The following is a 21,822-nucleotide window of genomic DNA, read 5'->3' as shown; positions in this document are numbered from 1 at the left end:
TGATCATGTGCTCGGGTCGTCCCCGGCCCGGCAGGGTCACCGGGAGGTGACGTGCCCGGGGGAGAGGGACCGGCGGGCGCGCCAGCGGGAGAGGGCGAGGGTGGCCGAGTAGCCGGCGAGCACGATCACGTGGAAGAGGTAGAGCCAGAGCAGGACGGCCACGCCCGCGCCGACCGAATCGAAACCGCCGAACGGCACCCCGAGATCCAGTGGTAGCGAACAGAACAGCACGAAGCCGTGCACGAACCCGGAGAGGTTCGCGGCGGTGAACGAGCCGACGGCCAACGCGGAGAGCCAGTCCGGGGTCGCCGGCCCGACCACCCGGAACACCCAGAGCAGCACCGGGGTGAGCACCAGCCACACCGACAGGAACGACAGCACCACGCCGAGCGCGCCGATCCAACCACCCTGCCGGACCAGCCGGGTGGTCAGCGGCAACGCCACCAGGATCGACAGCAGCAGGGCGGGGGCCGGCGCGAGCAGCGGCAGCAGCAGGAGCCGACCGCGCCAGCCGACCAGCGACTCGTCCGGATCGGGCGGGGTGGCGACCGAGACGAACGCGCGGCGGAAACCCTCGCCGTACAGCGACGCCGGCAGCAGGGAAGCGAGCGCGAACATGGGGGTCAACTCCAGGCCGCCGTCGACCAGCGCGGCCACCGCCCGGTGCGCGCCGATCTCGGTGGGCAGCGTCTCCACCGCGTACGACGCGAGCCGGCGGACCCGGTCCGCGCCGGCGAGCAGCCCGGTCAGCCAGATCGCCAGCAGGGCGACCGGCACCACGGCGATCGCCCCGTAGAACGTGATCGCGGCGGCGTGCAGCGACAGGTCCCGGCCGCGTACCGGCCGGAAGGCCCCCCGGGCGATCCGTGTCGTGCGCTGCCATCCGCTGCCCATCGCCGGCTTATTCCCCGCGGCAGGCGACGGCACGCATTACGATCCCGCGACATGGCTGTCATCACCGAGACGGAACGCCTGCTGGTCCGCCCCTGGACGCGGGAGCCGGCCGACCTGGAGGCCCTCTACGACATGTACTCCCGGCCCGAGGTGGTGCGCTGGTTCGGCGGCGGCATCCTGCCGCTCACCGCCCCGGAACAGGCGGTCGAGCTGCTGCGTCGCTGGGAGCTGCGCGGTTCCCGCGACGGCTGGTACGACATCTGGGCGGTCGAACTGCGCGGCACCGGGCAGGTGGTCGGCACCACCATGATCAAGCAACTGCCCGGCCCGGACGACCCGGTGCTGACCGACGACATCGAGGTGGGCTGGCACCTGCACCCTGACCACTGGGGCCACGGCTACGCCACCGAGGCGGCCCGGGCGCTGATCGACCGGGAGTTCGCCCACACCCCGACCGAGACGATCCACGCCGTCGTCCACCCGGGCAACGAGCCGTCCAAGGCGGTGGCCCGCCGGCTCGGCATGAGCTACGTCGGCCGGCGCACCGACTGGTACGGCGGCACCGAGGTCGACACCTTCGTCCTGCACCGGCCGGCGCCCCGCTGAACCTTGTCGGCCCGATGCTGACCAGCAGGGAGCGCGGTCAGCGTCGGTCACCGCACCCGGGTCCAGCCGACGAACCGGGCGAAGAGGGCGTCCCTTCCGGCGTCGGGTGAACCGGTGTCGATCCGGTCGGCGATCGCGTCGTACAGGAGCGCGGAGAGGTGAAGCGTCAGGGCGATCCGGTTGTCGGCGTACTCGGTGCGCAGGCCCAGTTTCGCGGGCTGGCACGGCCACGGTGCGGCGCAGACCCGACACCGCCAGGTCGGCCGCGCGGCCACGTGCCGGCGCAGGTCGGCCAGGGACACGCCGCTCACCGCCATGGCCCCCGTCCGCACCACGTGACGATCCGGGGCACGCTGGTCCGCCGGCCCGGCCGGGCAGGCGGTGGTGGCGGTGCGGGTGGTTCCACCGGTACGGGAGCCAGCCGATCCGGGCAGGGCCAGCGCAACCCGCAGACGCAGTACCGACCGAACCGCGACCAGTCGCGGCGGTGCCGAGGAGCCAGCGGTACGGGGCCGTGACGACGTGCCATGTCGATCCTCTCGTCGGGGCGCGTGTTCACACTCTGCGTCGACTCGACTACGGTCAGGAAGATGGCTGGTCGTCCCAGCGGAGGGCGTGCTCGTCCGCGCCGGTCCGGTGGCGGATGGTGGCGGCGGTGGGCGCACGTGTGGTGGAGGTGTGATGGCCGGTGGTCGGGTGTCGACTTTGGAGTTCCTCGGTGGGGAGTTGCGCCGGGCGCGCAAGGAGTCCGGGCTGAGTCAGGAGGAGCTGGCCCAGCGGATCAACTACTCGTCCTCGCTGATCGGCATGGTGGAGATCGGCCACCGTACGCCCTCGCAGGACTTCGTCGCCCGGGTCGACGCGGAGTTGCGGGCCGGTGGCCTCTTCGAGCGGCTGCTGAACCTGGTCCGCGCCGACGCCGCGCCGCCCTGGCTGCGTGAGTGGATCTCGGTGGAGAAGGAGGCCACCCTGATCCGCTGGTTCGAGCCCTCCCTCGTCCCCGGTCTGCTGCAAACCGAGGCGTACGCCCGCGCGGTGCTCGGTGGTGGTGGCATGCTCCGGCAGAGCGAGATCGAGCAGCGGGTGAGTTCACGTCTGGAGCGGCAGGCGATTCTGTCCGGTGACGATCCACCCGAGCTCGTAGTCGTCATCGATGAGGCTGTCCTGCACCGCAGGGCCGGTGAGCCTGCGGTGATGCGTGAACAGTTCGAACACCTGCTTCGGATCTCCGAGCGACCGCATGTCCACCTGCATGTGGTGCCGGCGGACGTCGGCATGTATGCCGGCCTGGCCGGGCCGTTCATCCTCGCCAAGACGCCGGACGGTGCTGAGGTGGCACACCTCGACAACCCACTGTGGGCGCACGTCACCGATCGGCCCGAGGACGTTGATAGCCTTCAGCGCAGATGGGAGAACCTACGTGGTGAGGCTTTGCCGCGCAGGGCAGCTCGGGACCTCGTTCGAGGGGTGGCGAAGTCATGGACCTGACCGACGCGGTGTGGCGGAAGTCCACCCGTAGTGACAACGGTGGTTCCACCTGTGTCGAGGTGGCAACGAACCTGCCCGACGCGGTGGGGGTACGCGACAGCAAGGACCAGCAGGGACCGGTACTCACCTTCGAGCCTTCGGCGTGGGTCACTTTCGCGCAGGCCACCGCAGCCGGAGGGTTCGTACCGCGTAGCTGAACGGGCGAGACAGTGGCCCGACTCCGACCGGAGCCGGGCTGCTGCGTCTGTCAGGTGACGGGTAAGCCGAGTTGCTGGGCGGCTCGGTAGACCTGTGCGACGGCCGTCGCGGCGGCCTTGGTTAGTTCCTTGTTGTTGCCTTGGTGGAAGAGGGACTCCTCCCCAGCGAGCACCATCAGGGATTCGTACCGGTCGGGCAGTTCGGTGAGCGGGAAGGCGAGCAGTGGGGCGTTCGGATACTTGCCCGGTTCCCAGATCTCGATCTGGTGGAACGAGCAGAGCACGACGAACTGCGGGGCCGGTCGACTACTCGCCACGCCGTCTGGAAGCTCGCCCTGGTGTGGCGAGGTCCTGAGCGGAAGCTTGGCTTCTTCCCCCGCTTAAAGTCGGGGGATTTCCACCCTCGCGAGTGGGGTTTCCTGGTTGATCGCGGACCGCACGGAAGGAGAACTTCCGCGTCTGACGTCCGCTCCGCAGGCGTTTCGTGTCTCCGCCAGCCCGGCGGCGACGGCGATGAGAGGGTGGCGAGCAGGTGCCCGCATGTGGAGCAGGTCTTGCTGGACGGGTACCAGCGGTCGACCACGGCGAGGTGCCGGCCGGCGCGCTGTGTCTTGTAGGTGAGCATGTGGCGGAACTCGGCCCACCCGGTGCGGGAGATCGCCTTCGCCAGACACCGGTTGCGGACCATGTTCGCCACGGCGAGATCTTCCACGGCGATGGCGTCGAACCGGCGCACCAGGGCCGTGCTGGTCTGGTGGAGGAAGTCCCGGCGGGCGTCGCGCACCCGCGAATGCGCCCGCGCCACTTTCCGCTTCGCTGTGGCCCGATTCGCGGAGCCTTTCTGTCGGCGGGCCATCATCCGCTGGTAGCGCTTCAGGCGGCGCTCCCGCCGCTCCATGTGTTTCGGGTGGGGGATGCGTTCGCCGGTGGACAGCACCGCGAAGTCGGTCAGGCCGAGGTCCACGCCGACCACCTGCCCGGTGGGCTCGGGCAGAGCAGGGGTGTCGATGTCGACGGCGAGGGTCACGTACCAGCGGCCGTCCGGGTCACGGGACACCGTCACCATGGTCGGATTCAGCTCGGCCGGGTCGATGTCGGGCCGCGACCACACGAACGCCAGCGTTCCTGGTGTCTTCCCGAGGGACAGCCTGCCGTCGCGCAGGCGGAATGCCGACCGAGTGTAGGAGGCGGACTGCCGGCCATGGCGGGACTTGTAGCGCGGATACCGGGCCCGCTTGGCGAAGAACGCGGTCATCGCCGCGTGTTGGTGCCGCAGGGTCTGCTGCAACGGCACCGAACTGACCTCGCCCAGGAACGCCAGGTCGGACTGCTTCTTCATCCCCGTCAACGCCCGGTCGGTCTCGGCATACGACGTCGACATGCGGTCGGTGCGCCAGCGGGTGGTGCGGGCGGCCAGGGTGCGGTTCCAGACGACGCGGACGCATCCGAACGTGCGGTTCAGTACCGCTGCTTGTTCCGGGGTGGGGTACGCCCGACACCGGTACGCCGTCCGCATAGGACAAACCTACCCGAAAGGATGATCATGGGTGGCAGTGGGGCCGCCATTCCTCTCCGCCCTGAGGGATGGGGCATCCTGGCGGCGATCCGGTGAACATCATCCTCAGCGACATCGTGTCGCCGGGTGACCGACGCAAGGACGTGATCGACCGGCCGCGCGAGTACGCAGCCGCCGGTGTTCCGTTCTTCCTCCGCGTCGACCTACGTGATCGGGTGCCCACCATCGCCCTGTTCGAGTTGACCGAGGGGCAGTACCAACCCCTCAGCGCGGCGACGGCCGGCAGCACCTTCACCATGACGAGGCCCTTCGCGTTCGCCGTCGACCCGGCTGACCTCCTCGACGAGGAGGCGTCGGAGGAAGGCGAGGGCGGTCCGGAGAAGCAGGACGACGCGGAGAGCTGAGGCTCCCGGCGGGCCGTTCGCGCGGCTGGGGAAGAATGGCCGGGTGACTTCTCCCCGGAACCTCGTCCTGCTCGGTTCCACCGGTTCCATCGGCACCCAGGCCGTCGACATCGTGCGACGCAACCCGGACCGCTTCCGGGTGGTGGCGCTCGGCGCGGGGGGCGGCAACGTCGCGCTGCTCGCCGCCCAGGCCCTCGAACTGGGCGTCGAGGCGGTCGGGGTGGCCAAGGCGTCCGCCGCCCAGGACCTCCAGCTCGCCTTCTACGCCGAGGCGAGCCGGCGCGGCTGGGCCACCGGCGACTTCAAGCTGCCGAAGATCGTGGCCGGGCCGGACGCGATGACCGAGTTGGCGCAGTGGCCCTGCGACGTCGTGCTCAACGGGGTGGTGGGTTCACGCGGGCTCGCGCCGACGCTGGCCGCGCTGCGCGCCGGGCGTACGCTCGCGCTCGCCAACAAGGAGTCCCTCGTCGCCGGCGGCCCCCTGGTGAAGGCCGCCGTCACGCGGCCGGGGCAGATCGTGCCGGTCGACTCGGAGCACTCGGCGCTCGCCCAGTGCCTGCGCTCCGGCTCGCGGCGCGAGGTGCGACGGCTGGTCGTCACCGCCAGCGGCGGCCCGTTCCGGGGCCGGCGGCGGGACGAGCTGACCACGGTCACGCCCGAGCAGGCCCTCGCCCACCCGACCTGGAACATGGGACCGGTCGTCACCATCAACTCGGCCACCATGGTCAACAAGGCGTTGGAGGTGATCGAGGCGCACGAGCTGTTCGACGTGCCGTACGCCGACATCACCGTGATGGTGCACCCGCAGTCGGTGATCCACTCGATGGTCGAGTTCGTCGACGGCTCCACCATCGCCCAGGCAAGCCCGCCGGACATGCGGCTGCCGATCGCGCTCGGCATCGGCTGGCCGGACCGGGTGCCGGACGCCGCCCCGGCGGTGGACTGGACGACCGCCCACACCTGGGAGTTCACTCCGCTCGACGACGAGGCGTTCCCGGCGGTCGCGCTGGCCAAGGCGGCCGGGGGGGCCGGGCGGTGCCGCCCGGCCGTCTACAACGCGGCGAACGAGGAGTGCGTGGCCGCCTTCGTCGACGGTCGACTGCCCTTCCTGGGCATCGTCGACACTCTGGAGCGGGTGCTGGAGGAGGCTCCCGACTTCGACGAACCAGGTACCGTCGAGGACGTGCTCGCCGCTGAGTCCTGGGCGCGCGCGCACGCGCAGCAGATCTTCGCGGCGTCGGTGGAAGGAGCTTGATGGCGTACCTGCTCGGGGTGGTGCTCTTCGCCCTTGCCATCCTCGTCTCGGTCAGCCTGCACGAGGCGGGGCACATGCTCACCGCCAAGGCGTTCGGGATGAAGGTCACCCGCTACTTCGTCGGGTTCGGCCCCACTCTCTGGTCGTTCAAGCGGGGTGAGACCGAGTACGGCCTCAAGGGCATCCCGCTCGGCGGCTTCTGCAAGATCGTCGGGATGACCCCGCAGGACGACGACGTCGACCCGGCCGACGAGCCCCGGGCGATGTGGCGGTACCCGGTCTGGAAGCGGACCATCGTGATGTCCGCCGGGTCGGCCACCCACTTCGCCCTCGCCATCGTCGCCCTCTGGCTTGCCGCCGTCTTCATGGGGCTGCCCAACCCCGACTTCCCGACCAACGAGGAGCAGGCCCGGCAGGAGCCGGCGGTGATCGCGCTCGGCGAGTGCGTGGTGCCGGAGAACGTCGTCCGCGAGTGCACCCCCGCCGACCCGGCCAGTCCGGCCGCCCAGGCCCAGCTACGCAGCGGCGACCGGATCACCTCCCTCAGCGGCACCCCGATCGACAACTACGGGCAGCTGCTCGTCGCGTTGCGTGCCGCCGCCCCGGGCAGCACCGCCGAGATCGGGTACGTCCGCGACGGCCAGCCGGCCACCGCCCGGGCCACCCTGGCCACCACCCAGCGGCCCCCGCTGGACGACACCGACGGCCCGGTCGGGCCGGTCGCCGCGCTCGGCGTCGGGCTGCGTCCCAGCACCCCGGCGATGGTCACCTACGGCCCGGTCGACGCGTTCGGGGCGACCGCCGACTACACCGGCAACATGGCCGTCGGCACGTACGAGGCCATGAAGCGCATCCCGGAGAAGGTCCCCGCCCTCTGGGAGGCGATCACCGGCGGCGAGCGGGACGTGGACACCCCGATCAGCGTGGTCGGCGCGAGCCGGCTCGGCGGGGAGGCGGTCGCCAACGACGCCTGGGAACTGTTCGTCCTGCTCTTCATCTCACTGAACTTCTTCGTCGGCGTGTTCAACCTGCTGCCGCTGCTGCCGTTGGACGGCGGCCACATCGCCATCGCCTGGTTCGAGCGGGCCCGCTCCTGGCTCTACGCCCGGTTCGGCCGGACCGACCCCGGCCGCGTCGACTACCTCAAGCTCATGCCCCTCACGTACGCGGTGATCCTGGTCGGTGGCGTGTTCACGCTGCTGACCGTCACGGCGGACGTCGTCAACCCGATCACGCTCTTCTCAAGGTGAGTGCCTGAAGTGACCGCTGTCAGTCTCGGTATGCCCGTCGTGCCACCCCCGGCCCTGGCGCCCCGCCGCGCCAGTCGGCAGATCATGGTCGGCCCGGTGCCCGTCGGCGGCGGTGCCCCGGTCTCCGTGCAGTCGATGACCACCACCCTCACCGCCGACGTCAACGCCACGTTGCAGCAGATCGCCGAGCTGACCGCGTCCGGCTGCCAGATCGTCCGGGTGGCCGTGCCGAGCCAGGACGACGTGGAGGCATTGCCGGCCATCGCCAGGAAGTCGCAGATCCCGGTGATCGCCGACATCCACTTCCAGCCGAAGTACGTCTTCGCCGCGATCGACGCCGGCTGCGCCGCCGTCCGGGTGAACCCGGGCAACATCCGCCAGTTCGACGACAAGGTCAAGGAGATCGCCAAGGCGGCCGGCGACGCGGGCGTGCCGATCCGGATCGGCGTGAACGCCGGCTCGCTGGACAAGCGACTCCTCGCCAAGTACGGCAAGGCCACCGCCGAGGCCCTGGTCGAGTCGGCGCTCTGGGAGTGCTCGCTCTTCGAGGAGCACGGCTTCCGGGACATCAAGATCTCGGTGAAGCACAACGACCCGGTGGTGATGATCCGGGCGTACCGGCAGCTCGCCGAGCGGTGCGACTACCCGCTGCACCTGGGCGTCACCGAGGCCGGTCCGGCGTTCCAGGGGACCATCAAGTCGGCGGTCGCGTTCGGCGCGCTGCTCGCCGAGGGGATCGGCGACACCATCCGGGTCTCGCTCTCCGCCCCGCCGGTCGAGGAGATCAAGGTCGGCAACCAGATCCTGGAGTCGCTGGGCCTGCGGGAGCGCGGCCTGGAGATCGTCTCCTGCCCGTCCTGCGGGCGGGCCCAGGTCGACGTCTACAAGCTCGCCGAGGAGGTCACCGCCGGCCTGGAGGGGCTGCCGGTGCCGCTGCGGGTGGCCGTGATGGGCTGCGTCGTCAACGGCCCCGGTGAGGCGCGCGAGGCCGACCTCGGGGTCGCCTCCGGCAACGGCAAGGGGCAGATCTTCGTCAAGGGCAAGGTCGTCAAGACCGTGCCCGAGGCGCAGATCGTGGAGACGCTGATCGAGGAGGCGCTGCGGATCGCCGAGGAGATGGGCGCGGAACTGCCCGAGGACCTGCGCGGTCTGGTCGGCGGTGCCACGGTCACCGTGCACTGAACCACGACCAGCCGCGCGGCGGCCCGGTGGCGCACCGCCACCGGGCCGCCGCGCGTCGTAGCCGGGCCAGCGCGTCGGCCCGCACCTCGGGCGGCGTCGGGCTCGCCACTCGCCCGGCGCGGCGGCGGGTGCATCTGGCAGGCTGGTATCCGTGCTGACGGTGCCGGTGCGGCAGTTGGGCGAGTCGGAGCGCCGCTCGGTGGAGCGGCTCCTCGACCGCGACCCCTACGCGGGCGCGCAGGTCGCGGAGCGGGTCGCCGCCCGCGGGCTGGCCTGGTGGCGGGCGGAGGGGCGGATCCTCGGCTACGGCCCGCGCCGCCACGTCGAGTCGCTCTGCTGGCTCGGCGGCAACCTGACCCCGGTACTCGCCGACCGGTCCGCCGTCGCGGCCTTCGCCGACCTGCTCAGCGGCGAGGAGCGGATCTGCTCCTCGATCGTCGGGCGGGCGGACGCCGTCCTCGGGCTCTGGGACCGCCTCTCCGCCGCCTGGGGGCCGGCCCGGGACGTCCGCCCGAACCAGCCGCTGCTGGCCACGGACGCGCTGCCCTGCGTGTCCGTCGACCGGGAGGTACGACAGGTCCACGCCGGTGAGATCGACGTGCTCTTCCCGGCGGCGGTGGCCATGTACACCGAGGAGGTCGGCGTGTCGCCGCTGGTCGACGACGGCGGTCGCAGCTACCGGCGACGGGTGACCGAGCTGGTCCGCGCCGGCCGGGCGTACGCCCGGTTCGTCGACGGCAAGGTGGTGTTCAAGGCCGAACTGGCCGTGGTGACCCGGCGTACCGCCCAGGTCCAGGGGGTATGGGTCGACCCGCAGTGGCGGGGCCGGGGGATCGCCACGGCGGCGATGGCGGCCGTGGTGCGCCACGCCCTGCTACGGGTCGCGCCGACGGTGAGCCTGTACGTCAACGACTTCAACCTGCCCGCGCGTCGGGTGTACCAGCGGTGCGGTTTCCGGCCGGTCGGCACCCTCGCCACCGTGCTGTTCTGAGCCGGGCCAGCCATCTGCCGGTGGCGTAAATGCGTTGAGTTGTCCCGCGTCGCCGGAGAGGCTGGACGTTCCGCCACCCGGGACCGGAGGATTTCCTTCCATGCGCCTGCTCCGCGACCTGTGGGTCACCTCGCCCCGCCGGGTGACGCTCGTGGCCGTCCTGATCCTGCTGGGTGCCGCCGGCCAGTCCGCCGCCGCCGCCCTGGCCGGGCCGGTGCTGCTGCACCGTTCCGGGGCTCTCTTCGGGGTCCTGGCCGCGGCCCTGGTCGCCGCCGTGCTCGCCGACCTGGTGATCGGCCTGGTGATGGCGGGGCTGACCGCCGACTGGACGGCGGACGTGCGGCGACGGCTGTGCCGGGTCGCGTTCGGCCAGGATCTGCCGACCCTGGAGGGCACCCCGGTCGGCGAGCTGCTCGACCGGATCGACGGCGACGTCTACCAGGTCGGCGCGGAGGTGCGCCACGTCGGCGTCCGGCTGACCCAGGCGGTGGCCACCGGGGCGCTCTCCACCGTGGTCGCCCTGCTGGTCTGGTGGCCGGCCGGACTCGGCATGCTGCTGCTGACCGTCCTGCTGCTGTTCGTGCTGCATGGCCCGACCTCGCGGATCGCCCCGGCCCGGATGGCCGAGGAGGAGGCCTGGTCCGACATGGCCGCGGTGATGGAGGAGGCCATCCACGGTCAGGACGACGTCCGGACCACCCTGGCCCGCCCGTACGTGCTGCGGCTGTTCGCCCAGCGCGCGGCCATGGTGCTGCGCAAGGGCGAGCGGGTGTGGAAGCTCACCGCCCAGGTCAGCACCGCGGCCACCGTGGTCACCCGGTGCGGGATCGCCGCGGTGGTCCTGGCCGGCGGCTGGGCACTGGTCACCGGCCGGGTCGACGGAGCCCGGCTGACCGCCATCTGGCTGCTCGTGCTGGCCTTCGGCGGCACCGTCGAGCAGGTCACCCGGATGGTGCCGCAGCTCCAGGCGGCCCTCGGCGCGTGGGCCCGGGTGCAGCTGCTCGCCGACGCCCGGCAGGAACCGGCCGGCGGTGCGCCGCCGGTCCCGGGGCGGCTGGAGATCCAGGGCCTGACCTTCCGGTACCCGACCAGCGACAGCGGACGCGGCCCGGCCCTGCGCGACGTCCACCTGACCTTCGTACCGGGCCGCTCGTACGCGGTGGTCGGGCGGACCGGGTCGGGCAAGTCGACGCTGGCGAAGGTGCTCTCCCGCGCCGTCGAACTGCCCCCGCGGACGGTCTTCCTCGCCGGCACGGACCTGCTCACCCTGGACATCGAGCAGCTGCGCCGGTTCGTCGCCGTGGTGCCCCAGCGCACCGAGATCCTCGCCGGCACGCTGGCGGAGAACGTCGCGCTCTTCGACCCGGACCTGCTCGACGCCGCCACCCACGCCCTGCACGAACTGGGCCTGGACGGTTGGCTCGCGGAGCTGCCCGACGGCGTGCACACCCGGCTGGGCGAGGGCGGGTACGTCCTCTCCGCCGGTCAGGAGCAGCTGGTCGCGTTCGCCCGGATCCTGGTCCGCGATCCGCACGTGGTGATCCTCGACGAGGCGACCGCCCGGTTGGACCCGGTCACCGAGGCGCGGGTGCAGCGGGCCACCGAACGTCTGCTCACCGACCGGATCGGCATCGTCATCGCGCACCGGCTCTCCTCGGTACGGCGGTGCGACGAGGTGGTGGTGATGGCCGACGGCGCGGTGGTCGAGGCCGGTCCGCTGCACGAGTCGGAGCGCTTCGCCCGGTTGCTCGCCGCCAGCCACACCACGCACGCCGACGCGCCGTCGACGAACGGCGGGGGCCCGGACGCGCCGATCGGCCCGGAACCGGACGGCCGGTGGCCGGCGGCGGAGAACGACGGCCCACCCGGTGTCCGGGCGGGCGGACCGCGGGGCGGTCAGGAGCGGGTCCTCGTCACGACCGGGGGCGGCCCCGACGGCGGCAGCCCCGGCACGAGTCGTGAGGGCGGCGGGTCCGGCGGGGCGGCGGCACCCGCGCCCCGATCGGCGGTGGCCGTGGCGGACCGCCCGGCACCGGCCGGGGCACGGGTGGCGAAGGTCGAGGCGCCGCCGCTGCCGGCGACGCCACCGGCCCGGACCATCCGGGAGATCCACCGTCTCGTCGTCAACGACGCCCGGTACGGCATGGTCGCGCTGGTGATGTTCACCGTGGTCGCGGTGCTCGGGCTGGACGGCGTGGTGCTGCCGTGGCTGTGGGCCGATCTCGTCGACGACGTCGGGAGCCTGTGGCTGCCCGCCGTGGGTATCGTCGCCGCGCTCCTGGTCACGCTGCCGGTGCCGTACCTGACCAACCTGTGGTTCCCGCAGTGGTGGGTCCGGCAGAGTCTGCGGATCAGCGCCCGGCTGGTGTACGGGCAGACCGGTCCCCGCCGGGTCAGCGGGCACACCCCGGCCGAGGTGGTCGCCCAGGGCGGCGACACCGAGCGGGTGGTCCAGCTCGCCGACAACGTGATGGACAACGCCACCAGCCTGGTGGTCCTGGTGGCGATGACCGCGGTCTCCGGCAGCGTCGTACCGGGACTGTTCTTCCTCGGCACGATGGTGGTCTCCGCGCTCGCCGCGACGCTGTTCGGGCCCCGGCTGGAACGGTCCGCCCGGGCCACCGTGGCAGCCCGGGCCGCCTTCGCCACCGCCCTGGTGTCCTCGCTGTCGGCGGCCCGTACGGTGAAGCTCGCCGGGGCCACCGCCCCGGTGCTGGGCCATCTGGCCACCCTGGACACCGTCCGCAGCGACCGGCAGCGCCGGGAGATCAAGGTGCAGGTGTGGTCCCGGTCGACCCCCTCGGTGGTCAGTGGCCTGCTGCCGATCGGTGTGTGGGCGCTCTTCCTCTCCGGCGGGCTGTCGGCGGGCGCGACCCTGGTCGCCGTCTCCACCCTCGGCGCCGCCCGCTGGTTCGCCTGGACCACCGCCTCGCTGATCGCCCAGTACCCGTCGGCCCGGGTGTGGACGCGGCGGACGGTGGCGATGACCGGTGTCGCGGCGTACTCGGCGACGGTGCCGGGGCTCGACTTGGCCGACGGCACCGCACTCGCGCCGGAGCCGGCCCCCCGGCGTCCGCTGCGGCGGCTGACCCTGACCGGGTTCTCGGCGGTGCACGAGGACGGCACGGTCGCGGTCCGCGACGTCGACCTGACCGTGGAACGCGGCCAGCTCGTGCTGGTCGTCGGGCCGGTCGGCGCGGGCAAGTCGTCGCTGCTGCGGGCGCTGGCCGGCATCGTGCACCACACCGGTGGCCTGGCCTGGAACGGGGACCCGGTCACCGAGCCGGAGCTGTTCCTCCGCCCCAACCAGGTCGGCTACGTCAGCCAGCTGCCCCGGGTGCTCTCCGGGACGGTGGTCGACAACATCACGCTCGGGCACGCGGTGGACGCCGCCGGTGCGGTCTCCACCGCGCAGCTCGAACACGACCTGGCGGCGGCCGGAGCCGGGCTCGGACTGGTGATCGGGCACAAGGGCACCCGGCTCTCTGGCGGGCAGTTGCAGCGCCTCGCGTTGGCCCGTGCGCTGGCACCCCGTACCGAGCTGCTGATCGCCGACGACGTCTCCTCCGCCCTGGACGTCACCACCGAGTTGGCGCTCTGGTCGGCGCTGCGGGCCACCGGGGTGACGGTGGTCGGGTCGACGTCGAAACGGGCGGCCCTGCTCCAGGCCGACCACGTGGTGGTGCTGGTGGGCGGCCGGGTGGCCGCGCAGGGGCCCTGGCACGACCTGACCGAGCACTGGTCCCACCTGGCCGGCTGAACCGGTGCCGACCCCCGTTCGCCGCGGGGTCGGCACCGCGCCGCGTCGAGCGGTGGGCCGTGCCGGCCGGTACGCCGCAGGGTCCTTCGCCGGTACGCCGCAGGGTCCTTCGCCGGTACGCCGCAGGGTCCTTCGGCCGGTACGCCGGTCGGGCGTGCCGGGTCAGACGGCGCGGGCGTACGGGTCGGGCCAACCCAGGTCGGCGCCGAGCTTCGCCGCCGCCCGGCGTGGCCAGTACGGGTCGCGTAGCAGCTCCCGGCCGAGCAGCACCAGGTCGGCCTCGCCGTCGGCGACTATCCGTTCCGCCTGCTCCGGCTCGACGATCAGCCCGACCGCGCCGGTCGCCACGCCCCCGTCGCGGCGGACCCGGGCGGCGAGCGGCACCTGGTATCCCGGCCCGACCGGGATCCGCGCGTCCGGGGAAGCTCCGCCGGAGGAGCAGTCGACCAGGTCCACCCCGGCGGCGGCCAGTTCCCCGGCCAGCACCACGCTGTCGTCGGCGGTCCAGCCGCCGTCGACCCAGTCGGTGGCGGAGATCCGGGCCAGGACGGGGACGTCCGCGCCGACCGCCGCGCGCACCGCGCGGGCGACCTCGACGGTGAGCCGCATCCGGTTGGCCCGGTCACCGCCGTAGCCGTCGGTGCGATGGTTGGTCAGCGGAGAGAGGAACTCGTGCAGCAGGTACCCGTGCGCGGCGTGGACCTCGACGGCAGCGAAGCCGGCGTCCACGGCCCGTGCCGCCGCCGCCCCGAACGCCTCGACCACCGCCTCGATGCCGGCGATGTCCAGGGCGGTGGGGGTCCGGTAGCCGGGCGCGAAGGGGGCCGAGCCGGGGCCGACCGGCGTCCAGCCGCCGTCGGCGTCCGCCACCCCGCCGCGCCGTGGCGCCCAGGGCCGGTACGTGGACGCCTTGAACCCGGCGTGGGCGAGCTGGACCGCAGGCACGGAGCCCTGCCTGGCGAGGAAGGCGGTGATCGGGCGCCACGCGTCGACCTGTGCGCCGGACCAGATACCGGTGTCGTGCCGGCTGATCCGACCCTCCGGAAGTACGGCGGTGGCCTCGGTCAGCACCAGGCCCGCGCCACCGACGGCACGGGCCCCGAGGTGCACCCGGTGCCAGTCGTTGGGCTGCCCGTCGGCGTCGGCGCGGTACTGGCACATCGGGGCCAGGCCGACCCGGTTGGGGAGGGTCACCCCGCGTAACGGCAGGGGGGTGAAGAGGGCGCTCATGCCGGTCCTCTCAGGGGATGGGTGATTGCCGGGGGTTGCGTGGTTGCAGGGGACCCCTGCTACCCAAAAAGCGGTAGCAGGGGTCCGCTGCAGTCAGGTCAGGCCGGGGCTGGCGCGAGGTCGCCGGCCGGGCGGCCGGCGGCGGTCGAGTGGTCCGCCGGCGCCGGATCCGTCACGTCACGCCGGCCGGCGGAGTCGTACGCGTCCCGATCGAGGATGCCCTCCCGGGCGGCGACGACGGTCGGCACCAGTGCCTGCCCGGCCACGTTGGTGGCGGTGCGGATCATGTCCAGGATCGGGTCGATGGCGAGCAGCAGCCCCGCGCCGGCCAGCGGCAGGCCGAGCGTGCCCAGGGTCAGGGTCAGCATGACGATGGCACCGGTCAGGCCGGCGGTGGCCGCCGAGCCGACCACCGAGACGAAGGCGATCAGCAGGTAGTCGGTGACGCCGAGGTCGACGCCGAAGACCTGGGCCACGAAGATCGCGGCCAGGGCCGGGTAGACCGCCGCGCAACCGTCCATCTTGGTGGTCGCGCCGAAGGGCACCGCGAAGGACGCGTACTCCCGGGGGACACCGAGGCGTTCGACGGACCGCTGGGTCACCGGCATCGTGCCGACCGAGGAGCGGGAGACGAAGGCCAGCTGCACGGCGGGCCAGGCACCGGCGTAGAAGCGCACCGGGTTGAGCCGGCCGGCGGCGACCAGCACGAGTGGGTAGACCACGAACAGCACGATCGCGCAACCGACGTAGACGGCCGTGGTGAACCGGGCGAGCGGGGCGAGCAGGTCCCAGCCGTACGAGGCGACCGCGTTGCCGATCAGGCCGAGCGTGCCGAGCGGGGCGAGTCGGATCACCCACCACAGAGCCTTCTGCACGATCTCCAGCAGCGCCCGGTTGACCGCCACGAACGGCTCGGCGGCCGGGCCGACCAGCAGCGCCGCCGCTCCGACGACGAGGGCGAGGAAGACGATCTGGAGGACGTTGCCCTCGACGAACGCGCCGACCGGGTTGGTCGGGACGATGCCGGTGAGGAAGTCGGTCCAGGAACCGGTCCGCTGCGGGGCGGTCGCCCCGGCGGTGTCCAGGGTGACGCCCCGGCCGGGGTTGGTGAGCAGGCCGAGGCCGATGCCGACGCCCACCGCGACCAGGGCGGTGACGCCGAACCAGAGCAGGGTCTTCAGTGCCAGCCGGGCGGCGTTGGTGACGCCGCGCAGGCTGACCACGCTGACCACGATGGCGGTGAAGACCAGGGGCGGTACGGCCAGCTTGAGCAGCTGGACGAAGAGTCCGCCGACGGTGTCGAGAGTGCTGGTCAACCAGCTCAGGTCGTTGGCGCGGGCCAGGAAGCCGAGCAGGGCGCCGACGACGAGGCCGAGCAGGATCTGGAGCGAGAAGGGAAACGTGCGCAGGAAGGTGGGCATGGGACGTCCAAGGGTCTGGGGAACGGCGACGGCGTCAGCGGAGCAGCCGCGCCGGACAGACACCGCTGGCCTGCCGTCGAAGGTCGACGTACAGGCGGACGGTGAGATCCCAGACGTTGGTCATCGCCTGGCGACGATACGCCGGCCATACGTCGCACCGAAAGGAGCCGCTCGGGTGAGGCTCCTTACATGCCCACGGTCGGGTGTGTGTGCAGGGGACCCCTCCTCGACAAAAAGCGGTAACAGGGGACCCCTCCTACCACCAGGGCGGGCGGCGCGGGCGGGCGGGCAGGGTGAGGAGGGCAGCCGTCACCAGGCCCCAACCGGCGGTCTCCGCCAGTAGCAGCCGCTCCAGCACGCCGACCAGGGTGCTCCGACCCACGACCAGCATCGCCAGCCCCACCGCGGCCGCCAGCGGCAGGGCGAGCAGCGCGCCCACGGCGGCCACCCGGCGCACCCGTGTGCCGGCGCCGGGGCACGGGACGACCGCCACCATCGCGAAGAACACGGTGGCCACGGCGGCCACGCTCGCCCCGCCGTGCACCAGATCGGCCGTGGTGGCCTGCTCGAACGGGGGGAGCGGACAGCCGTCGCTGCACGTCACCGACCCGGAGAGCAGGGTGCAGAAGCTTCCGGCGACCAGCAGTGTGGCAGCTGCCCGGGCGGTCGCCGACAGTGCCACGGCGAGCAGCAGCAGGCCGGCGGTCAGCGCGAACACCCCGGCCCGGTAGGTCGGGGCGTACCCGCTGTCGGTGACGCCCGCCTCGCTGACATACCCGATGAGACCCGGACCGGGACCGGCGACCACGGCGACGACGACCGCGACCGTGCCGCCGAGCACACAGGCGGTCGCGCCCCCTGCGGCGACCCGTCGGGTGAGTTCGGTCATGCCCGGACGGCCCCGTGGAGGCGGAGGGGCCGGGATCCGGCAGGCACAGGCCCCCCGGTGGTGGTCTCGGCGCGGCCCATGCCGGCCAATCTAACCCGCCCCGGCGGCCGACCCGCCCCGGCGGCCGACCCGCCCCGGCGGCCGACCCGCCCCGGCGGCCGACCCGCCCCGGCGGCCGACCCGCCCCGGCGGCCGACCCGCCCCGGCGGCCGACCCGCCCCGGCGGCCGACCCGCCCCGGCGGCCGACCCGCCCCGGCGGCCGACCCGCCCCGGCGGCCGACCCGTTCCGCTGACCGACTGCGCCGTTCCGGCGGCCGATATCCTGGCCCGGGTGCCGCCGTGACCCGGCCGGCACCGCCCCCGCCCCTTCCCACCCCGAAGGACAGCAGCGATGAGCGTGGCATACCTGGTGGCCGGAGTCCGCACCCCGATCGGCCGGTACGCCGGCGCGCTCGCCGGGGTCCGCCCCGACGACCTCGCCGCACATGTGATCCGCGAGCTGGTCGCCCGCCACCCGACGGTGGACTGGGAGCGGGTGGACGACGTCGTCCTCGGCTGCGCCAACCAGGCCGGGGAGGACAACCGCAACGTGGCCCGGATGGCGGCGCTGCTCGGCGGCCTGCCGGAGAGCGTTCCCGGCAGCACCGTGAACCGGCTCTGCGGTTCCGGCCTGGACGCGCTGGCCACCGCCGCCCGCGCGGTGGTGGCCGGGGAGGCGGAGCTGGTGGTCGCCGGTGGGGTGGAGAGCATGAGCCGCGCGCCGTTCGTCATGCCGAAGGCGGCCACTCCGTACTCCCGTACCGCCGAGGTGTACGACACCACGATCGGCTGGCGGCTGGTCAACCCGCTGATGAAGAAGGAGTGGGGCATCGACTCGATGCCGGACACGGCGGAGAACGTCGCCACCGAGTTCGGCGTCGACCGGGCCGAGCAGGACGCCTTCGCGCTCCGCTCCCAGCAGCGCGCCGCGAAGGCGCAGGCGGACGGGCGGTTCGCCGAGGAGATCGTGCCGGTGAGCGTCCCGGAGGGGCGCAGGGGCACCCGGCTGGTCGACACCGACGAGCACCCCCGGGAGACCTCCCTGGAGAAGCTCGCCGCCCTGCCCACGCCGTTCCGGGAGGGTGGGACGGTGACCGCCGGCAACTCCTCGGGCGTCAACGACGGCGCGGTGGCGCTGCTGGTGGCCGGCGAGGCGGCCGTCGCCCGGTACGGGCTGACCCCGCTGGCCCGCGTCGTCGGCGCCGCGGCGGCCGGGGTGCCGCCCCGGACCATGGGCATCGGACCGGTGCCGGCCACCGGGCGGCTGCTCGACCGGCTCGGCCTGCGGCTGACCGACGTGGACGTGATCGAGCTGAACGAGGCGTTCGCCGCGCAGTCCGTCGCGGTCCTGCGCGAGCTGGGCCTGCCCGCCGACGCCGAACACGTCAACCCCAACGGCGGGGCGATCGCGCTCGGCCACCCACTGGGCGCCAGCGGGGCGCGGCTCGCGCTGACCGCCGCGTTGGAGTTGCGGCACCGGGGCGCGCGGCGCGCCCTGGCCACCATGTGCGTCGGAGTCGGTCAGGGGATCTCGCTGATTCTGGAGTCAGCGGCCTAGAGTGGGCACACCACACGACCTGCGGGTCCGTCGGTGATCGCCCGCGTCCCTGGCCGCGGGGCCGCCGGCGTCCGCGGCCACGGACTGGGGTGGACGATGCAGCAGCCGGACGGAACGCCCGCCGGGATCGACCTGAGCCGCCCGAGCGCGGCCCGGGTGTACGACTACTTCCTCGGCGGCGCGCACAACTTCGAGGTCGACCGGCAGCTCGCCGAGCAGATCGCCGCCATGACCCCGAACCTGCCCGCCACCATGCGGGCCGGGCGGGAGTTCCTGCGCCGGGCGGTGCGGGTGCTGCTCGACGCCGGCATCGACCAGTTCCTGGACATCGGCTCCGGGATTCCGACCGTGGGCAACGTGCACGAGGTCGCCCAGGCGGCGAACCCGGCGGCCCGGGTGCTCTACGTGGACATCGACCCGGTGGCGGTGGCGCACAGCCGGGAACTGCTCGCCGGCAACGAGCGGGCCGGGGTGCTCCACGCCGACCTGCGTGACCCGGAGCGGATCCTCGCCGAGGCACGCGCCTCCGGCCTGCTCGACCTCGACCGTCCGGTGGGCATCCTCCTCGGCGGCGTGGTGCACTTCGTCCCGGACGTGGACCGTCCGGCCGAGATCCTGGCCACCCTGCGGGCCGCTGCCGCACCCGGGAGCTTCCTGGTCGTCTCGCACTCCACCTTCGAGGACCAGCCGCCGGAGATGCTGGACGCGCAGCGGCTCTCGGCGCGTACCGACACCGAGATCACCCTGCGGTCGCGGGCCGCGGTCGCCGCGTTCCTCGGCGACTGGACGGTCCTCGATCCGGGCGTGGTACACATGCCGCTCTGGCGGCCGGATTCGCCCTCCGACGTGGACGAGCACCCGGAGCGGTTCGGTGCGTTCGGTGCCGTCGCCCGGTACGACGGTACCGCCGGCTAGGCGACGGTGAGCGGCTCCACCGGGGAACCGGACGACGAGGGGCTGCGCCACCCCGGGGCCCGGCGGTACGCCGCCGACTGGGCGCGGGCGGTGCGCCGGCTGGGGTTCGTGCCGCTGAGCGCGGCCGAGACCGAGCGACTGCTGCTGGTCCACACGGTACGGCTGGCCGACGCGCTCCGTGCCGCCGTCTTCACCTCCCAGCCGGCCGAGGACGTCGGGCGGGCGCTGGTAGAGGCGCACCTGACCGAACCCCGGGTGCTCGACTGGTCGGTACGTGCCCTCGGTACCCGGTTCCTCGCCGAGGTTCTTCCCGAGCAGCCTGAGGCCCCCGAGCAGCGTGAGGTCCCCGAGCAGCCTGAGGCTTCCGAGCAGCGTGACGTTGCGGACGTCGCCGGCCGGGTCGCCGCCCTCCAGGGCGCGCTCGCCGCCGGGTTCGCCCGGGCGCTGCGCGACCGGACCTTCACCCAGCAGGAGCGGATCGCCCGGTCCGCGTGGCAGGCCCGGGACGACGTGGAGCAGGCGCTACGGGACAGCGAGGCCCGGTTCCGGGCGGTGTTCACCGGCGCGGCGATCGGGATCGGTATCGCCGGCACCGACGGGCAGATCATCGACGTCAATCAGTCCTTTGCGGACATGCTCGGCTACACCCCGGCGGAACTGCGCGAGACCAACGTGGCCGCGCTGTTCCACGTCGACGACGCGGCCGGGATGTGGGAGCTGTACCAGGATCTGATCGCCGGCCGGCACGACTCGGTCCGGACGGAGAAGCGGTACCGCCGCAAGGACGGCAGCGTCGTCTGGACCGACCTGGCCGCCTCCCTGATCCGGTACGACGACGGTCGGCCGAGGTTCACCGTGGCGATGATCGAGGACATCACCGACCGGCACGAACTCCAGCAGCGGCTGCGCTTCCAGGCCCTGCACGACCCGCTGACCGGTCTGCCCAACCGGACGCTGTTCTTCGAGACCCTGGGGGGACTCTTCGCCCAGGCCACCCCGGAGCACCGGGTGGGGGTCTGCTTCCTCGACCTGGACGGCTTCAAGGCGATCAACGACAGCCTCGGCCACGACCTCGGTGACCGGCTGCTGGTGGTGATCGGCGAGCGGTTGGCGAGCTGCGTCGCCGAGCACGGTCACCTGGTCGCCCGCATGGGCGGGGACGAGTTCGTCATCCTGGTCGACGGCGGCGACGGGCTCGACCGCGCGATCGAGGTCGCGGAGAGCGCCCTGACCGCCGTGGCCGCCCCGGTGCACGTCGCCGGGCAGCAGCTCGCCGTCTCGGCGAGCGTCGGCATCGTCGACTGCGCGGTCGGGCAGACCAGTGTCTCGGAGCTGATGAAGGCCGCCGACACCACGCTCTACTGGGCCAAGGCGGAGGGGCGGGGCCGGTGGGCGGTCTACGACCCCGAGCGCGGCGCCCGGGACATCGCCCGCTCCGCGCTGGCCGCGGGCCTCCCGGCGGCGCTGGAACGGGGCGAGTTCGTGGTCCACTACCAGCCGATCGTCTCGCTGCTCGACTCGACCATGGTGGCGGTCGAGGCGCTCGTCCGCTGGCAGCACCCGGAACTGGGCCTGCTCGGGCCGGACGCCTTCATCGGCCTGGCCGAGGAGACCGGTCTGATCGTGCAGCTCGGCCGCTGGGTGCTCGACCGGGCCTGCCGGGACGCCCGTGGCTGGCTGACCGAGTTCCCCGACGCCCGGTTGGTGGTGAGCGTCAACCTCGCCGCCCGGCAGGCCGACGACCCGGCGATCGTGGCCACCGTCGCGGAGGTGCTCTCCAGCAGCGGTCTCCCCGCCGACCTGCTCCAGTTGGAGCTGACCGAGAGCGCGGTGATGGGGACGGCGGGCGAGCCGTTGCGGTCCCTGCACCGCCTCTCCGACCTCGGCGTACGACTCGCCATCGATGACTTCGGCACCGGTTACTCGAACCTGGCGTACCTGCGGAGGCTGCCGATCCACTCCCTGAAGCTGGCCGGGCCGTTCGTGGAGGGGATCCGCGCCGACGGTCCGGACTCGCCCGCCGGACACCGGGACGAGCGGATCGTCGACGCGCTGGTGCGGCTGGCGCACGCGGTGGAGCTCTGGGTCACCGCCGAGGCGGTGGAGACGGCGGCACAGGCCGAACTGCTCCGCGCGCTGCGTTGTGACACCGGGCAGGGAAGGTTCTTCGGTCCACCCGCGCCGGCCGACGAGATCACCGCCCGACTGCGCGGCGAACCGTGACGT

Annotated in this window: 20 protein-coding genes; 13 read left to right on the top strand and 7 right to left on the bottom strand. The window is 73.0% G+C overall.

Features of this window, described 5'->3' with window-relative positions:
- Nucleotides 1-36: 36 nt before the first annotated feature.
- The gene (locus GA0074694_RS30225) at nucleotides 37-894 is read right to left on the bottom strand and encodes a YhjD/YihY/BrkB family envelope integrity protein (protein ID WP_091463258.1); all 858 of its coding nucleotides are present in this window, start codon (nucleotides 892-894) and stop codon (nucleotides 37-39) included.
- Nucleotides 895-945: 51 nt separating this feature from the next.
- On the opposite strand from GA0074694_RS30225, the gene GA0074694_RS30220 reads away from it, so the two are divergent.
- A complete protein-coding gene (locus GA0074694_RS30220) occupies nucleotides 946-1,500 on the top strand; it encodes a GNAT family N-acetyltransferase (RefSeq protein WP_091463257.1) in 555 nt (184 codons plus the stop codon).
- Nucleotides 1,501-1,547: 47 nt separating this feature from the next.
- Here the strand turns inward: GA0074694_RS30220 and GA0074694_RS30215 are convergent, their stop codons facing one another.
- Nucleotides 1,548-1,832, bottom strand: a complete 285-nt coding sequence (locus GA0074694_RS30215; RefSeq protein WP_245714987.1) for a hypothetical protein — start codon at nucleotides 1,830-1,832, stop codon at nucleotides 1,548-1,550.
- A gap of 349 nt (nucleotides 1,833-2,181) precedes the next feature.
- Here GA0074694_RS30215 and GA0074694_RS30210 point away from each other — a divergent pair, with 349 nt between their 5' ends.
- Together GA0074694_RS30210 and GA0074694_RS30205 are read left to right on the top strand one after the other, a co-directional pair.
- Complete coding sequence (locus GA0074694_RS30210) at nucleotides 2,182-2,988, top strand: helix-turn-helix domain-containing protein (protein WP_091463255.1); 807 nt, start codon at nucleotides 2,182-2,184, stop codon at nucleotides 2,986-2,988.
- On the top strand, nucleotides 2,979-3,185 hold the full coding sequence (locus tag GA0074694_RS30205; protein WP_091463254.1) for a DUF397 domain-containing protein: 207 nt from the start codon (nucleotides 2,979-2,981) through the stop codon (nucleotides 3,183-3,185). Before GA0074694_RS30210 ends, GA0074694_RS30205 begins: the two co-directional genes overlap by 10 nt.
- A 50-nt stretch (nucleotides 3,186-3,235) precedes the next feature.
- Here the strand turns inward: GA0074694_RS30205 and GA0074694_RS34425 are convergent, their stop codons facing one another.
- Together GA0074694_RS34425 and GA0074694_RS30195 are read right to left on the bottom strand one after the other, a co-directional pair.
- Complete coding sequence (locus tag GA0074694_RS34425; protein WP_425413655.1) at nucleotides 3,236-3,469, bottom strand: hypothetical protein; 234 nt, start codon at nucleotides 3,467-3,469, stop codon at nucleotides 3,236-3,238.
- Complete coding sequence (locus GA0074694_RS30195; protein ID WP_218105838.1) at nucleotides 3,361-4,701, bottom strand: RNA-guided endonuclease InsQ/TnpB family protein; 1,341 nt, start codon at nucleotides 4,699-4,701, stop codon at nucleotides 3,361-3,363. The genes GA0074694_RS34425 and GA0074694_RS30195 overlap by 109 nt, the downstream gene beginning before the upstream one ends.
- A 92-nt stretch (nucleotides 4,702-4,793) precedes the next feature.
- Here GA0074694_RS30195 and GA0074694_RS30190 point away from each other — a divergent pair, with 92 nt between their 5' ends.
- The 6 genes from GA0074694_RS30190 (at nucleotide 4,794) to GA0074694_RS30165 (ending at nucleotide 13,543) form a co-directional block, all read left to right on the top strand.
- On the top strand, nucleotides 4,794-5,105 hold the full coding sequence (locus GA0074694_RS30190) for a Uma2 family endonuclease (RefSeq protein WP_176738166.1): 312 nt from the start codon (nucleotides 4,794-4,796) through the stop codon (nucleotides 5,103-5,105).
- Nucleotides 5,106-5,148: 43 nt separating this feature from the next.
- Nucleotides 5,149-6,360 (top strand): 1-deoxy-D-xylulose-5-phosphate reductoisomerase, encoded by a 1,212-nt coding sequence (dxr, locus tag GA0074694_RS30185; RefSeq protein WP_091463251.1) that lies wholly within the window; start codon nucleotides 5,149-5,151, stop codon nucleotides 6,358-6,360.
- Complete coding sequence (locus GA0074694_RS30180) at nucleotides 6,360-7,610, top strand: M50 family metallopeptidase (protein ID WP_091463250.1); 1,251 nt, start codon at nucleotides 6,360-6,362, stop codon at nucleotides 7,608-7,610. The genes dxr and GA0074694_RS30180 overlap by 1 nt, the downstream gene beginning before the upstream one ends.
- A 9-nt stretch (nucleotides 7,611-7,619) precedes the next feature.
- Nucleotides 7,620-8,792 (top strand): flavodoxin-dependent (E)-4-hydroxy-3-methylbut-2-enyl-diphosphate synthase, encoded by a 1,173-nt coding sequence (gene ispG / locus GA0074694_RS30175; protein WP_091463249.1) that lies wholly within the window; start codon nucleotides 7,620-7,622, stop codon nucleotides 8,790-8,792.
- Between the two features lie 151 nt (nucleotides 8,793-8,943).
- A complete protein-coding gene (locus GA0074694_RS30170; protein ID WP_091463248.1) occupies nucleotides 8,944-9,783 on the top strand; it encodes a GNAT family N-acetyltransferase in 840 nt (279 codons plus the stop codon).
- Nucleotides 9,784-9,883: 100 nt separating this feature from the next.
- Nucleotides 9,884-13,543 (top strand): ATP-binding cassette domain-containing protein, encoded by a 3,660-nt coding sequence (locus GA0074694_RS30165; protein WP_091463247.1) that lies wholly within the window; start codon nucleotides 9,884-9,886, stop codon nucleotides 13,541-13,543.
- Between the two features lie 162 nt (nucleotides 13,544-13,705).
- On the opposite strand, the gene GA0074694_RS30160 is transcribed toward GA0074694_RS30165, so the two are convergent.
- The 3 genes from GA0074694_RS30160 to GA0074694_RS30150 all read right to left on the bottom strand — a co-directional run bounded on the left by GA0074694_RS30160 (nucleotide 13,706) and on the right by GA0074694_RS30150 (nucleotide 17,083).
- Nucleotides 13,706-14,773, bottom strand: a complete 1,068-nt coding sequence (locus GA0074694_RS30160; protein ID WP_091463246.1) for an NADH:flavin oxidoreductase/NADH oxidase — start codon at nucleotides 14,771-14,773, stop codon at nucleotides 13,706-13,708.
- 98 nt (nucleotides 14,774-14,871) lie between these two features.
- Nucleotides 14,872-16,182, bottom strand: a complete 1,311-nt coding sequence (locus GA0074694_RS30155) for a dicarboxylate/amino acid:cation symporter (RefSeq protein WP_176738212.1) — start codon at nucleotides 16,180-16,182, stop codon at nucleotides 14,872-14,874.
- 268 nt (nucleotides 16,183-16,450) lie between these two features.
- The gene (locus tag GA0074694_RS30150; RefSeq protein WP_091463244.1) at nucleotides 16,451-17,083 is read right to left on the bottom strand and encodes a DUF998 domain-containing protein; all 633 of its coding nucleotides are present in this window, start codon (nucleotides 17,081-17,083) and stop codon (nucleotides 16,451-16,453) included.
- 78 nt (nucleotides 17,084-17,161) lie between these two features.
- On the opposite strand from GA0074694_RS30150, the gene GA0074694_RS31265 reads away from it, so the two are divergent.
- From GA0074694_RS31265 to GA0074694_RS30135, 4 genes are all read left to right on the top strand, one after another.
- Nucleotides 17,162-17,377, top strand: a complete 216-nt coding sequence (locus tag GA0074694_RS31265) for a hypothetical protein (RefSeq protein ID WP_141714309.1) — start codon at nucleotides 17,162-17,164, stop codon at nucleotides 17,375-17,377.
- Between the two features lie 98 nt (nucleotides 17,378-17,475).
- Entirely contained in the window at nucleotides 17,476-18,681 is a 1,206-nt protein-coding gene (gene pcaF, locus GA0074694_RS30145; RefSeq protein ID WP_091463243.1) for a 3-oxoadipyl-CoA thiolase, read from the top strand.
- A gap of 96 nt (nucleotides 18,682-18,777) precedes the next feature.
- Nucleotides 18,778-19,596, top strand: coding sequence for an SAM-dependent methyltransferase (locus tag GA0074694_RS30140; RefSeq protein ID WP_091464412.1), 819 nt, complete (start codon nucleotides 18,778-18,780; stop codon nucleotides 19,594-19,596).
- Nucleotides 19,597-19,638: 42 nt separating this feature from the next.
- Nucleotides 19,639-21,819 carry a putative bifunctional diguanylate cyclase/phosphodiesterase gene (locus GA0074694_RS30135; RefSeq protein ID WP_176738211.1) on the top strand — a complete coding sequence of 727 codons (2,181 nt, stop codon included), beginning with the start codon at nucleotides 19,639-19,641 and terminating at the stop codon, nucleotides 21,817-21,819.
- The last annotated feature ends 3 nt before the right edge of the window (nucleotides 21,820-21,822 follow it).

Origin of the sequence: Micromonospora inyonensis (genome assembly GCF_900091415.1) — a bacterium.
GTDB lineage: Bacteria > Actinomycetota > Actinomycetes > Mycobacteriales > Micromonosporaceae > Micromonospora > Micromonospora inyonensis.
This window is presented reverse-complemented; position numbering and strand designations above follow the sequence as displayed.

What these genes read in the sequence shown, in the direction of transcription:
- GA0074694_RS30195 (WP_218105838.1), bottom strand. Translation starts at nt 4,701, where the DNA reads ATGCGGACGGCGTACCGGTGTCGGGCGTACCCCACCCCGGAACAAGCA.
- pcaF (WP_091463243.1), top strand. Translation starts at nt 17,476, where the DNA reads ATGAGCGTGGCATACCTGGTGGCCGGAGTCCGCACCCCGATCGGCCGG.
- GA0074694_RS30160 (WP_091463246.1), bottom strand. Translation starts at nt 14,773, where the DNA reads ATGAGCGCCCTCTTCACCCCCCTGCCGTTACGCGGGGTGACCCTCCCC.
- GA0074694_RS31265 (WP_141714309.1), top strand. Translation starts at nt 17,162, where the DNA reads ATGCCGGCCAATCTAACCCGCCCCGGCGGCCGACCCGCCCCGGCGGCC.
- GA0074694_RS30210 (WP_091463255.1), top strand. Translation starts at nt 2,182, where the DNA reads ATGGCCGGTGGTCGGGTGTCGACTTTGGAGTTCCTCGGTGGGGAGTTG.
- GA0074694_RS30140 (WP_091464412.1), top strand. Translation starts at nt 18,778, where the DNA reads ATGCAGCAGCCGGACGGAACGCCCGCCGGGATCGACCTGAGCCGCCCG.
- GA0074694_RS30220 (WP_091463257.1), top strand. Translation starts at nt 946, where the DNA reads ATGGCTGTCATCACCGAGACGGAACGCCTGCTGGTCCGCCCCTGGACG.
- GA0074694_RS30225 (WP_091463258.1), bottom strand. Translation starts at nt 894, where the DNA reads ATGGGCAGCGGATGGCAGCGCACGACACGGATCGCCCGGGGGGCCTTC.
- GA0074694_RS30180 (WP_091463250.1), top strand. Translation starts at nt 6,360, where the DNA reads ATGGCGTACCTGCTCGGGGTGGTGCTCTTCGCCCTTGCCATCCTCGTC.
- GA0074694_RS30205 (WP_091463254.1), top strand. Translation starts at nt 2,979, where the DNA reads ATGGACCTGACCGACGCGGTGTGGCGGAAGTCCACCCGTAGTGACAAC.
- GA0074694_RS30165 (WP_091463247.1), top strand. Translation starts at nt 9,884, where the DNA reads ATGCGCCTGCTCCGCGACCTGTGGGTCACCTCGCCCCGCCGGGTGACG.
- GA0074694_RS30150 (WP_091463244.1), bottom strand. Translation starts at nt 17,083, where the DNA reads ATGACCGAACTCACCCGACGGGTCGCCGCAGGGGGCGCGACCGCCTGT.